At 56.1% G+C, this 12,989-nt stretch carries 11 protein-coding genes; 9 read left to right on the forward strand and 2 right to left on the reverse strand.

Annotated features, from left to right (window positions below; genetic code table 11):
- Nucleotides 1-75: 75 nt before the first annotated feature.
- Nucleotides 76-1,266 carry a potassium channel family protein gene (locus tag HDF08_RS04635; protein ID WP_179637402.1) on the reverse strand — a complete coding sequence of 397 codons (1,191 nt, stop codon included), beginning with the start codon at nucleotides 1,264-1,266 and terminating at the stop codon, nucleotides 76-78.
- Between the two features lie 271 nt (nucleotides 1,267-1,537).
- On the opposite strand from HDF08_RS04635, the gene HDF08_RS04640 reads away from it, so the two are divergent.
- From HDF08_RS04640 to zwf, 7 genes are all read left to right on the forward strand, one after another.
- Nucleotides 1,538-1,909, forward strand: a complete 372-nt coding sequence (locus HDF08_RS04640) for a response regulator (RefSeq protein WP_179637403.1) — start codon at nucleotides 1,538-1,540, stop codon at nucleotides 1,907-1,909.
- 12 nt (nucleotides 1,910-1,921) lie between these two features.
- The gene (locus HDF08_RS04645; protein ID WP_179637404.1) at nucleotides 1,922-2,146 is read left to right on the forward strand and encodes a DUF2905 family protein; all 225 of its coding nucleotides are present in this window, start codon (nucleotides 1,922-1,924) and stop codon (nucleotides 2,144-2,146) included.
- 40 nt (nucleotides 2,147-2,186) lie between these two features.
- Nucleotides 2,187-3,824 carry an exodeoxyribonuclease VII large subunit gene (gene xseA / locus HDF08_RS04650; RefSeq protein WP_179637405.1) on the forward strand — a complete coding sequence of 546 codons (1,638 nt, stop codon included), beginning with the start codon at nucleotides 2,187-2,189 and terminating at the stop codon, nucleotides 3,822-3,824.
- Nucleotides 3,821-5,167, forward strand: a complete 1,347-nt coding sequence (gene glmM / locus HDF08_RS04655; protein ID WP_179637406.1) for a phosphoglucosamine mutase — start codon at nucleotides 3,821-3,823, stop codon at nucleotides 5,165-5,167. The genes xseA and glmM overlap by 4 nt, the downstream gene beginning before the upstream one ends.
- A 331-nt stretch (nucleotides 5,168-5,498) precedes the next feature.
- A complete protein-coding gene (gene pgi / locus HDF08_RS04660) occupies nucleotides 5,499-7,133 on the forward strand; it encodes a glucose-6-phosphate isomerase (protein WP_179637407.1) in 1,635 nt (544 codons plus the stop codon).
- Nucleotides 7,134-7,214: 81 nt separating this feature from the next.
- Entirely contained in the window at nucleotides 7,215-8,237 is a 1,023-nt protein-coding gene (gene gnd, locus HDF08_RS04665; protein ID WP_179637408.1) for a phosphogluconate dehydrogenase (NAD(+)-dependent, decarboxylating), read from the forward strand.
- A 23-nt stretch (nucleotides 8,238-8,260) separates the two neighbouring features.
- Nucleotides 8,261-9,667, forward strand: a complete 1,407-nt coding sequence (gene zwf / locus HDF08_RS04670; RefSeq protein WP_179637409.1) for a glucose-6-phosphate dehydrogenase — start codon at nucleotides 8,261-8,263, stop codon at nucleotides 9,665-9,667.
- A gap of 68 nt (nucleotides 9,668-9,735) precedes the next feature.
- Here zwf and HDF08_RS04675 read toward each other — a convergent pair whose 3' ends face one another.
- Nucleotides 9,736-10,494: a DeoR/GlpR family DNA-binding transcription regulator gene (locus HDF08_RS04675; protein WP_179637410.1), complete on the reverse strand. Its 759-nt coding sequence runs from the start codon at nucleotides 10,492-10,494 to the stop codon at nucleotides 9,736-9,738.
- A 78-nt stretch (nucleotides 10,495-10,572) separates the two neighbouring features.
- On the opposite strand from HDF08_RS04675, the gene HDF08_RS04680 reads away from it, so the two are divergent.
- Together HDF08_RS04680 and adh are read left to right on the forward strand one after the other, a co-directional pair.
- A complete protein-coding gene (locus HDF08_RS04680; protein WP_179638782.1) occupies nucleotides 10,573-11,184 on the forward strand; it encodes an NUDIX hydrolase in 612 nt (203 codons plus the stop codon).
- 68 nt (nucleotides 11,185-11,252) lie between these two features.
- Entirely contained in the window at nucleotides 11,253-12,782 is a 1,530-nt protein-coding gene (gene adh / locus HDF08_RS04685; protein WP_218884492.1) for an aldehyde dehydrogenase, read from the forward strand.
- The last annotated feature ends 207 nt before the right edge of the window (nucleotides 12,783-12,989 follow it).

The raw sequence follows: 12,989 nt of genomic DNA on the forward strand, positions 1-12,989 counted from the left end.
TAGATACAGATTTGGAAAGAGTTCGGGATGCGAGGGCTGTACGCCTTGCATCCCGAATCTGCGTTAGGGAGTGGATTAACCGTGGTCTTCGTCGGGAAAGAAGGGCATGCCGTCTCCTGTGGATCTCATTGCTGTCGCGGCGTCGGTTCGCATTCGGGTGAGGATGCTCCACTGATCGTTTACTTTTGGCGGCGCAACCCAGACCGGGAGTGGTATCCGCAGGTACTCGGATAGGCCGTGAGCGTGAGGTTCGTAGAGAGCACGGATGGTGTGGAGGCGTTTCGCCGCTGCGGGATCGCCACAGAGTCGGAGCTGATTTTCGCCGAGCGCCTCACAGAGATGGTAGAAGTCTTTGGACGGGAGTCGGTCGGGGTCGGTTCGAGGCTTCCCTGGGTTGCGTTCGAGGACTTCGAAGACCTCCCCAATGTCGATAAGAGCGTGGCGGGACATGACGAAGGTGAGCTGGGCCTGGCGGGAATGGCTGCCTTCAATGACCGAGATCAGGAGGGCGCAGGTGTCGAGGATGGAGACAAGGGCAGCCAGCCAACTTTGGGTGTCGTGTTGCGAACGATAGAAGCAGAGAATGGGGTAGGAGATGTGCGACTCTAGGATCTCGGCGGACCAGCGCTCCCACTCCTCCAGCAGATCGATGAGGGCTTCTTCGCTTCCTTCGAAGGCGTGGCGCCGAAGGAGTTCGGCGGCATTAGGCGGAGAGCCGGCGCGCGCGTCGAGGAGGGCAACGCTGATCTCGCGATGGGAAAATGCCTGATAGAGCACAGGTAGATAGCCGATAACGAGGGCAACGAAGCCGAGACCTACGCCCGACTCGAAGATGATGAAGGCGCGAGCGAGAAGACTGTGGGGGACAACGTCTCCCAAGCCGAGGGTAAAGAGGGTCGTTCCGCTTACGTAAAGGTCGGTGCCGAACTGAGCCAGAGGGCTGTTGGTGTGGGTCATCATGGCGTCACCAAAAGGGGAATGCATGGAGAAATAAAACATTCCGAAGCCGAAGATGAGAAGAAGCGCCCATAAGAGGAGAAGCAGAAGAAGGGAGAGCGGGCCGTAGATGCTGTAGATTTGCTCGCGGAGTTTCTTGTTGGCGACGCGTTCGGCCATCAGCACCCAGGGGACCCAGGTGCCGATGAAGAAGATGCGGGTGATTCGAAATCGTCCGGTGGGGCGGCGTGGAAGGATAATGGTCTGAAAGGCGTCGAGGGCGACTCCCAGGCAAAAGAGCAGACCGGCGATGAATGCGGCGACGTGCAAGGTGATGTCCTTGATTGATTCGGAGTCAGCGTTCTGTCGTAAACCTTACCAGAGACTGAAGTTGCGATTTTGTGTGGATGAAGTCACAGGTTGTTGGTTCGCAGATTTTCTTTTGCACAGCCTTATCTGTGACTCCGCCTGAAAAGCGGAGTCTAATGTTCAGAGATGAAATCATTGAATTTTGATTCGACAAAAATGCTTTTTGAAGCCTAGTCTAGGCTTGCCAGGCATGTGAACGCACGCAACCCGAACGATTCGCACGGAGGGCCCCATGAAGCGAGTTCTGGTGGTTGATGATGACCGTTTGGTGGCCGATACGCTGACTCTCATCTTTGAGAGGAGCGGTTTCAAGGCAAAGGCCGCTTACTCCGCAGATCAGGGATTGGAATACTCTCGCGACTTTGAGCCAAATCTTCTTCTGTGCGACGTATCGATGCCTGGGCGGGATGGACTTTCGCTGGTGAACGATGTGACGCGGGAGTTGCCGGCATGTCGGATCCTTATGCTGACCGGTTTTTACTCCAATCTGAAGAGTGTGCGGGAGCGGGCCAGTACTTTGTCGCGGCCTGTAGGCATTCTTACCAAGCCGTGTCAGCCTTCGGAGCTTCTGCGTGAGGCTGCCGCGCTGCTGGCGACTGCTTGAGAGTGGTGCAGCATGTCTGAGCTGGGCCGTACTCTTGTCATCCTCGGGCTGCTGCTGGCTTTGGCAGGTGCCCTCATCCTTGGGTTGAATCGCCTGAATCTTCCTCTTGGGCGTCTTCCCGGTGACTTTAGCTGGCGGGGGAGGGGATGGTCGGTTTCATTTCCAATTGCAACTTCAATTCTGATTAGTGTTCTTTTAAGCGTACTTCTTTGGGTCATGGGACGGCTGCGCCGCTGACAGTCTACTTGGCTGCGCTGCGATGCTAGACTCAGGCAAGATGTCCGAAAGGGAAGACAATCCGCCGACACTGGCCAGCCTGCGAGCGCGGCGAGGGAAGGTTCGGACCGAAAGAAGGTCGTCGTCGAAGGCCTCGACAATTCCGGTGCCGGATACGTTGTTTCAATCGGAGCTATTCTCCCTTTATGAAGAAGACAGTGCGTTAGCGGTTGCTTCTGTTGAGCCGGTTTCTGGCAGCGAAGAGTCTGGCAAGATTGCGATAGAGCCAGCTCGGCGAAGAATCTCTGGCGTGAGCGAACCAGCGATGGAGCGCCATATCTGGAGCGTTCGCGCGCTGGTGATGAACGCAAGACAGCAGATTGAGACGACCTATAGCGATCTCTGGGTCGAAGGTGAGATCTCCAACTGCAGGCCGGCACCCTCTGGCCACATTTACTTTACGCTGAAGGATGGCGAGGCTCAGTTGCCGGTAGTGCTCTTTCGCCGCCAGGCAGGACTGTTGCGCTTCCGGCCTGCAGATGGGCTTGCGGTTCTGGTTAGGGGCCGTGTCTCAGTGTATGAGAGCCGAGGGCAGCTCCAGCTCATTGGGGAGACGATGGAGCCCCGCGGCGCCGGTGCGCTGCAGCTTGCGTTTGAACAACTGAAGGCGCGATTGCTGTCAGAAGGACTCTTCGACGCGGCGCGTAAACGCCAGCTGCCCTCGTTTCCGAAGTGCATTGGCATCGTTACTTCGCTGTCCGGCGCGGTCATTCGTGACATCGTTACGGTCGTTCGCCGTCGTCATGCGCGGCTGAATCTGCTGATATATCCCGCTACGATGCAAGGTGCTTCCAGTCCGGAATCTGTTGTTGGGGGAATCCGCTGGTTCAACGCCAACTCCTCGCTGGTTGATGCGATTGTGATTGCCAGGGGTGGCGGCTCAATGGAAGATCTTGCCGGCTTCAATGACGAGGCGCTGGCGCGCGCGATTGCGGCGTCCGCACTTCCTGTGGTCTCGGCAATTGGCCACGAGACCGACTTCACGATTGCTGATTTCGTCGCGGACCTTCGGGCGCCGACGCCGTCGGCTGCTGCTGAATTGATTACTTCCGCTCAACATCGCATCGAAGACCAGGTCGCTGCGCTGGGCGCAAGAGTGCTGCGGGCCGGAAGATTCCATCTGATGCATGCGCGGCAGCGCTACGCACGACTCTCAGCGGAGGCAGTGTTAAATAGACTGCGAGATGCTGTCAGCCGGAGGGATCAGCGGCTCGACGAACTCCGCTTTCGTCTTGACGCCGCTGTACAACAACGTCTTCGTGTTCCCGCCCAACGGCTGAATGTGGTGAGCGACCGACTCCGCCGCCAGGATATCTCCGTTCGAATCGCAGCTACGGGCAATCATTTGCTGGCTGACACGCTGCGGTTGCAGCGTGTTGCAATGGAGAGCATTGTCGGCCGGCGTACACGGCTTGAAAGGGCTTCGACGAGGCTTGATGTCCTGTCGCCGCTCGCCGTTTTGTCACGCGGCTATGCCCTGGTGTACCTGCAAAGCGGCGCTGGAGACAGCACGTTGCTGCGTTCTTCTGCAGATGCTACGCCGGGCCAGACTATACGTGCGCGGCTTGCGCATGGGACGCTAAAAGCCAAAATAACTCAAACTGATACGGACGAAGTACCGGAGACCGGCAAGTTATGAAGAAGCTCTTTGGAACCGATGGCATCCGCGCTGTCGCTGGGCAGTCACCCCTCGATGCGACCACGGTATACGCTATCGGGCTTGCCCTGGCGCATATTCTTGGCGTGAAGACTCCGAGACCCCGCGTGTTGCTCGGTATGGATACTCGCGAGTCGAGCGGGTGGATTGCCGCAACGCTGACTGCCGGGCTGGACGCGGGCGGAGCATCTGTTGAGAGCGCTGGTGTGATTACGACTCCGGCGATTGCATTCCTCACACATACCCATGGCTTTGCAGCTGGCGTCGTCATCTCGGCCTCGCACAATCCGTGGCAGGACAACGGCATCAAACTCTTTGGGCCGGATGGTTATAAGCTCCCGGATGCGGTTGAGCTTGCGATCGAAGAAGAGATCTTCCGTCAACTTGCTGTGTCAACGAATGCTCCGCAAAGGACTGAACCGCCTGCGGTGAATGAGACCGATCGCGCAGAGTACGTCCGCTATCTGCTGGCGTCTGCTCCTGAGTTGTCACTGGATGGGAAGCGGATCGTGATCGATTGCGCCAACGGAGCTGCTTCGTCGGTCGCGCCTCAGTTATTCTCCGACCTGGGCGGAGAGGTTTTGATCACTCATGCCAGTCCCGACGGAAGAAATATCAATGAGGCTTGCGGGGCGTTGCATCCTGAGATTGTTGCCGAACAGGTGAAGAACTGCAAGGCGTCGATGGGGATTACGTTTGATGGGGATGCCGACCGAGCGCTCTTTGCAGATGAGCATGGCCAGGTTGTGAATGGGGATGCCGTCCTGCTGTTGGCGGCACGCGATCTGCAACGCCGCGGACTTTTGACGAACTCGACGGTGGTTGCGACGACGATGTCCAATATGGGGCTTGAGGCGGCGCTGAAACGCAGCGGGATCGAGATGCTACGTGCCGCGGTAGGCGACAAGTATGTTCTTGAGCAGATGATTGCGACCGGTGCGGCTCTGGGAGGAGAACAGTCCGGCCATATTATCTTTAGCGGACGCAGCACGACGGGGGATGGGCTGCTGACGGCGCTGCTGTTGCTGGATGTCGTCCATCGGAGCGGGAGGTCTTTGGCCGAGCTTGTAGCAGATCTGAAGGTGTTTCCGCAGGTGATTGTGAACGTCAAAGTACGCGAGAAGAGACCGCTTGAGGAGATTCCGAATGTGGCTGCAGCGATTCGCGCCGCCGAGTTCGAACTGGCTGATTCGGGCCGAGTGGTGATTCGTTATAGCGGCACCGAGGCTTTGGCTCGCGTGATGATCGAAGCGGAATCTGAGCCTCTGATGCGGCATCATGCCGATACGATTGCGGCCGCGATAAGGACCGAGATCGGGATCTGAGGGACTGGATCTAACCAATTGCGGCGAGAAGTTTAGTAACCCGAGCTGGTTTGAGGGTTCTTCCGGAGAGTGGTAACTTTATGCCGCCGAACTTGTCTGATGAGCGATGAATAAGGGCAGCTTTTTCTGGAATATCTGTTTGTCTTTCGAACATCAATAGCAGAGAGGCTGGTGTTGGAACTATAGATTTGTGTAGGCTGCCGGGGATCTTCGTTAAAATTGTAGGAATGTTGAAGGTTTTTCGACCTTCACTCCTCAGCGCAATATCTGTAACGGGAATGAATAGTAGTCTGGTCTGGCGGGAACAAACAGCGATGCAAGGAGTATGCAGATGACGACGAAATTGACGCCGCTTAGCGAGCGTTCGGCATGGAAGGCGCTGAGTGCGCATCATCAGAAGATTGGAGACACGCAGCTGAAACAACTATTTGCGGAGGATCCTGGGCGGGGAGAGCGGTTTACCCTTGAGGCTGCGGGCATCTTTCTCGACTACTCGAAGAATCGCATTACGGACGAGACGCTGAAACTTCTGCTTCAGTTAGCGGAGGAGTCGGGGTTGAGGGAGCGGATCGACGCCATGTTCCGCGGGGACAAGATCAATATCACCGAGAACCGGGCTGTGCTGCATGTTGCGTTGCGCGCGCCGCAGGGTGAGAAGATCGTCGTTGATGGTGAGGATGTTGTGCCGGGGGTTCATGCGGTACTGGACAAGATGGCGGCCTTCGCGGATAGGGTTCGGAGTGGGGCGTGGAAGGGGCATACCGGCAAGCGAATCAAGAACGTCATCAATATAGGGATTGGCGGTTCGGATCTTGGGCCGGTGATGGCGTATGAGGCGTTGAAGCACTATAGCCAGCGCGATATTACCTTCCGGTTTGTCTCAAATGTGGATGGGACGGACTTCGTCGAGGCAGTGCAGGATCTGAATGCAGATGAGACGCTGTTTCTCGTCGCTTCGAAGACTTTTACAACGCTGGAGACGATGACGAATGCGCATTCGGCGAGGGATTGGTCGCTGGCTGGACTGGGTGGCGATGAGAAAGCTGTTGCAAAGCACTTTGTCGCGATCTCGACGAATGCGAAGGAGGTTGCGAAGTTCGGCATTGACACGGCGAATATGTTTGAGTTCTGGGATTGGGTCGGCGGCCGCTACTCGATGGATTCGGCGATCGGGCTATCGACGATGCTGGCGATCGGACCGGATAACTTTCGCGCGATGCTGGATGGGTTTCATCAGATGGATGAGCACTTCCGCACCGCACCCTTCGCCAGCAATCTGCCAGTTTTGCTGGGGCTGCTGACGGTCTGGTATACGGATTTCTTCGATGCGCAGACGGTTGCGGTTCTGCCCTATGAACAGTACCTGAAAAGGTTTCCGGCGTATCTACAGCAGTTGACGATGGAGAGCAATGGCAAGCACGTGACGCTCGATGGAGAGCGCGTTGCTACAGTGACTGGGCCGATCTACTGGGGCGAACCTGGGACTAACGGACAGCACTCGTTTTATCAGCTGATCCATCAAGGGACGCGGTTGATCCCCTGCGATTTTATTGGATTTTATAAGACGCTCAATCCGCTGGGCCAGCATCATGACATGCTGATGGCGAACGTGTTCGCGCAGGCTGAGGCGCTGGCGTTCGGCAAGACTGCGGAGCAGGTCAAGGCTGAGGGGACGCCGGACTGGCTGGTTCCGCATAGGGTGTTCGAAGGCAATCGTCCGTCGAATACGATTCTTGCGGATCAACTGACCCCGGAGGTGCTGGGTAAGTTGATCGCTCTTTATGAGCATGCGGTGTTCACGCAGGGTACTATCTGGAGCATCGACTCGTTCGATCAATGGGGGGTTGAGCTTGGCAAGGTGCTGGCGCAGAAGATTATTGGAGAGCTGGAGAGCAAGACGGAGCCCGCGCTTTCGCATGATACTTCTACGACGAATTTGATTCGGAGATATAGGAAGAACAAATAAGGCCCGGCGGCTGCGGTTGCAAGAAAACTCTGCACCGTTTTTGATGTTCAGTGAACCAATAACTATTGGAGGGAGCGTTAAATGCAACTTGGAATGATAGGCCTGGGCAGAATGGGAGCCAACATGGTGAAGCGGTTGGCCAAGAATGGGCATGAATGCGTTGTCTTCGACAGGTCGCAACAGGCTGTCTCTGATCTTGCGAAGGAGAAGGGCGTCACGGGGGGAAGTTCGCTTGAGGACTTTGTGAGCAAGCTATCCAAGCCGCGCGCTATCTGGCTGATGATTCCTGCGGGAGTGGTCGAGCAGACAATTGCGGAGATCGTGCCGCATCTTGAGAAGGACGACATCCTGATTGACGGTGGAAACTCGTACTACATTGACGACATTCGGCGATCCAAAGAGCTTGAGCCTAAGGGGATTCAGTATGTGGATGTGGGCACGAGCGGAGGCGTTTGGGGCCTGGAGCGCGGCTACTGCATGATGATCGGCGGCCCAAAGTCGGTGGTGGAGCATCTTGACCCGATCTTCAAGACGATTGCCCCTGGTATAGGCGATATTCCGAAGACCCCTGGCCGTGAGAAGGTTGGGGGGACGGCGGAACAGGGTTATCTGCACTGCGGTGAAAGCGGCGGCGGACACTTCGTCAAGATGGTACATAACGGAATTGAGTATGGGATGATGGCGGCTTACGCAGAAGGATTAGGCGTGTTGAAGGCTGCCAATATCGGCAAGCACACGGCAGAGATCGATGCTGAGACGACACCGTTGCGCGATCCTGAACACTATCTTTACGACTTCAACCTGCCTGATGTTGCCGAGGTGTGGCGTCGCGGGAGCGTGATTGCTTCATGGCTGCTGGATCTCACGGCGTCTGCGCTGATTGTGGACCCTGAGCTTTCGAAGTATGGCGGAAGGGTTTCGGATTCGGGTGAGGGCCGCTGGACAATCAAGGCTGCGATCGATGAAGGCGTTCCAACTCCGGTGCTGACGACGGCTCTTTATTCGCGGTTCAGTTCGCGGGGAGAAGCTGACTTCTCAAATAAGCTTTTGTCTGCGATGCGCTTTGCCTTTGGCGGCCATCTTGAGAAGCCGCACGAAAAATAGTCTGGACTTGAAGGAGAAAACTCGTGAGTCAAACTCATTCCGATGCACTGGTATTTTTTGGTGCGACCGGCGACCTCGCTTACAAGAAGATCTTTCCTGCGCTTCAGTCGATGGTGAAGCGGGGCACGCTGAATGTTCCAGTGATTGGTGTTGCAAAGGCTGGCTGGAATCTCGATCAGTTCAAAGCGCGTGCTCAAGACAGTCTCGAAAAGCACGGGGGACTGGATCCTGACGCATGGGCGAAGATGAGTGCGCTGCTGCAGTATGTCGACGGGGACTACGTGGATCCGTCGACGTTTGTTGCAGTGCGGAAGGCTCTCGGTTCGTCGGAGCGGCCAGCTCATTATCTGGCGATTCCTCCTTCTTTGTTCGAGGAGGTAGTCGAACAACTTGTTAAGTCTGGCTCGGCGAAGGGCGCTCGAATGATTGTGGAGAAGCCGTTCGGACATGATCTGGCTTCAGCGCAAGAGCTGAACCGGATTTTGCTCTCGGCGTTTCCAGAGTCTTCAATCTTTCGCATCGATCACTATCTTGCGAAAGGACCGGTCCATAATATGGTGTCCTTTCGCTTTTCGAATACGTTCCTGGAGCCTATCTGGAACCGCGATTATGTTGAGAGTGTTCAGATCACGATGGCGGAGGACTTTGGCGTGCAGGGGCGCGGGGCTTTCTATGACCAGACTGGTGCGATTCGCGACGTGATTCAGAACCACATCTTTCAGGTGATGTGTAATCTTGCGATGGAGTGTCCTGCGCGCGGTGATGCGGAATCGATGCGCGACGAGAAGGTGAAGGTATTAAAGGCTATTCCTCCGATTGAAGCGAAGGATCTGGTTCGTGGACAGTTTCGCGGCTATCTGGAGGAGAAGGGCGTTGCGCCGAACTCGAAAGTCGAGACGTTTGCTTGCCTGAAGCTTGAGATTAAATCGTGGCGGTGGGATGGCGTTCCTTTTTACATTCGTGCGGGGAAAAACCTTCCGGTGACATGCATGGAGGTGATGGCGCGGTTTCGCAAACCACCGACGACGAACATCACAGAGCCGAATACGGCGCAAAATTATATGCGCTTCCGCATCAGTCCCGAGATGACGGTTGCGATGTCGGTTTCCATCGCGAACGAACTGGAGGGCACTGGGCGCGAGTCGGTGGAACTGATTGCCAGCCGCCATCCGAGCCCACAGGAGATGGAGGCCTATGAGCGGGTGCTGACCGATGCGATCGCGGGTGATGCAACGCTCTTCGCGCGGCAGGACTACGTTGAAGAAGCCTGGCGTATTGTTGATCCTGTTCTTAAGGAGGACACGCCGGTTTATGTTTACGAGCCGCATACGTGGGGACCGCCAGAAGCTGGAAAAAATATCGTTCCGTGCTGCGGGTGGGATACGCCGCTTGCTCATGAACCGGATGACTTTAGAGTCGTCGGCAGGTAGCCCTTTCACGACGCAAGAAGCCCCGGTGATTCCGGGGCTTTTCTATTTCAGCGGCGAATAGTGTGCGCCTACGATGCGCGAGTTACGGTGATTCCGAGTTTTTCATACGGTCGTAAGACTGATTTTTCTATAGACCGTTCTGTGACGATGCCGCTGATCTCCGTGAAAGGGACGACGACGTATGGAGAGGCTGCATTGAGCTTCTCGGAGGAGGCGAGCACTATGGTCTCTGCCGCGGCGTGGCTCAATGCGCGTTTTACCGCCGCCTCTTCGTAGTCGCCTGTGGTGAGGCCGGTTTTTGGGTGTATGCCGGTTACTCCCATGAAGTAGATGTCGGCGTGGATTTGAGCAATTGTCTCGATGGCTGCAGCCCCGACGGCGACGACGGAGTGCCTGAAGAGGCGTCCTCCAATAAGGATCACTTCAACGTTAAGGTGGTGGATGAGTTCGAGAGCGATGGTCGGACTATGGGTGATGATGGTCGCTTTGAGGTCTAAGGGAAGGTGGCGTGGAATCTGCCTTGCAGTGGTGCCGCCATCGAGGATTACGACTTGTCCGGGCTGAATCATCTTTGCCGCAGCGCGACCGATTGCTACTTTTCCATCAGAAGCGATTCGTTCCCGTCCGGCAAAGTCTGCCACCGCGGGGGAGGCAGGGAGGGCTCCGCCGTGGACGCGCTGAAGAAGTCCCTGCTGGGCCATCTCCCGCAGGTCGCGTCGGATGGTGTCTTCTGAGACACCCATAGCGCGACTGACTTCTTTTGCGATAATCTGTCCGTTCTTTTTGAGAATCGAGAGGAGCTGTTGTTTTCTGTGATCGGTTAGCATTGTTCACGATATTACTTGACTTTGCACGAAAATGCACGATAACGTTTCAGCATGATTGAATTTCTTAAAGCGCCTTCCATGAAAGAGCGCGTGCGGATCACGAAGGTCGAGACGCTCTCGGACGATTGGTATGTGTTGAAGAAGACTACTTTTGAACTGCAACGGAGCGATGGAACCTGGCAGCAGCAGAGCAGGGAGACCTACGACCGGGGCAATGGCGCGACGATCCTGCTGTACAACCTTGAGCGGCGAACGGTTGTGTTAACACGACAGTTTCGCTTTCCGGCTTTTGTGAATGGACACTCCGGGATGCTAATAGAGACGGCGGCCGGCCTTTTGGATAAAGCGAGCCCTGAAGACAGAATCAAGGCTGAGGTGGAGGAGGAGACAGGGTATCGCGTCGATCATGTGCGGAAGATCTTTGAAGCCTTTATGAGTCCAGGCTCGGTGACCGAAAAGCTCTACTTCTTCCTAGCGGAGTATAACTGCGGGAGTCGGGTAGCGCAGGGAGGCGGCAACTTCAACGAGGGGGAGGATATTGAGGTGCTGGAGCTTTCGATTGAAGATGCGATGGCGGCGATCGGGCGGGGTGAAATCGCGGACGGCAAGACCATCATGCTGTTGCAGTATGCCTATATTCATTTGTTCAGTAAACAGAACGGACGATCTGGGTTGCCTGATTCGCTGTGACAGGAATCGGCGAGGAGGACTACAATTTCGAGCGCGGTGAAGGTAAGGATCTCGAGGGAGTGGACACTATGGCTACGATGACTGCGCTTCAGCCAGGGACCTATGGGTTTCCGGTTCAGATCAAGAAACGGTATGAGAACTACATCGGCGGGGAGTGGGTCGCACCGCTGTCTGGGCAATACTTTGAGAATGTGACGCCGGTGACGGGGCAGGTACTGTGCGAGATTGCGCGGTCGAATGCGGCGGATGTAGACCGAGCGTTGGACGCGGCGCATGCGGCGAAGAAGGCCTGGGGAAAGATTTCAACAACTGAGCGCGGACGCATGCTGGAGAAGATTGCGCAGCGGATCGAAGACAATCTGGAGATGCTGGCGACGGTGGAGACGTGGGATAACGGCAAGCCTATTCGCGAGACGATGGCGGCGGATATGCCTCTGGCTGTCGATCACTTTCGTTACTTCGCCGGGGTGATTCGTGCACAGGAGGGTTCGATCTCGGAGATCGATAAGGATACGGTGGCGTACCACTACCATGAGCCTCTGGGTGTGATTGGGCTGATTATTCCGTGGAACTTTCCGATCCTGATGGCGACGTGGAAGCTGGCGCCGGCGCTGGCCGCAGGAAATTGCGTGGTGCTGAAGCCGGCAGAGCAAACTCCTATGTCGATCCTGGTTTTGATGGAGTTGATCCAGGATATTTTGCCGCCGGGAGTGGTAAATATCGTCAATGGGTTTGGGTTGGAGGCTGGGAAGCCGCTGGCTTCGAGCAAGCGCATCAACAAGATTGCGTTTACAGGGGAGACGACGACGGGGCGGCTGATTATGCAGTATGCCTCGCAGAACATTATTCCGGTGACGCTGGAGCTTGGGGGGAAGAGTCCGAATATATTTTTCAAAGATGTGGCGAGCGCGGATGATGCGTTTTTCGACAAGGCGTTGGAAGGCTTTACGATGTTCGCATTGAACCAGGGCGAGGTGTGTACCTGCCCTTCACGCGCACTGATTCAGGACACGCTCTACGACCAGTTCATGGAGCGTGCCCTGAAGCGCGTCGGTGCGATCAGGCAGGGAAATCCGCTGGATAAGACGACGATGATTGGAGCACAGGCTTCGAGCGAGCAGATGGAGAAGATTCTTTCCTACTTCGACATCGGCAAGCAGGAGGGTGCGGAGGTGCTAGCAGGAGGGAAGCGCGCTGCGCAGGGTGGCGATCTGGCCGAGGGATTTTATATTGAACCGACTGTCTTCAAAGGTAACAACAAGATGCGCATCTTTCAGGAGGAAATCTTTGGGCCGGTAGTTTCGGTGACGACCTTCCACGATGAGGAGGAGGCGTTGGCGCTGGCCAATGACACGTTGTACGGGTTAGGCGCGGGAGTTTGGACTCGGGATATGAATCGCGCTTACCACTTTGGGCGGGAGATTGAGGCAGGACGGGTTTGGACGAACTGCTATCACTTGTATCCGGCTCATGCGGCCTTTGGCGGGTATAAACAGTCGGGTGTTGGGCGGGAGAATCACAAGATGATGCTCGAGCATTATCAGCAGACTAAGAATCAGCTGGTGAGCTATAGCCCGAATGCTATGGGATTTTTTTAGAGGAGATGTCCTGCCGGACGGGCCCACTGCGCGTGGGGCGGTCACTTCGTGACTTGTATACCCTTCTTTGGCGGGTTGAGTTCCGTGGTTCCTCCCGTTGGTCGGGAACGATCATCTCCGACCAACGGGAGGACCGATGCTGTTAGTGCTGCCGAGACCGGTATACGCGTCACGAAGTGACCGCCCCACGCGCAGTGGGCCCGTCCG

The organism is Tunturiibacter empetritectus, from assembly GCF_013410875.1.
Lineage (GTDB): Bacteria > Acidobacteriota > Terriglobia > Terriglobales > Acidobacteriaceae > Edaphobacter > Edaphobacter empetritectus.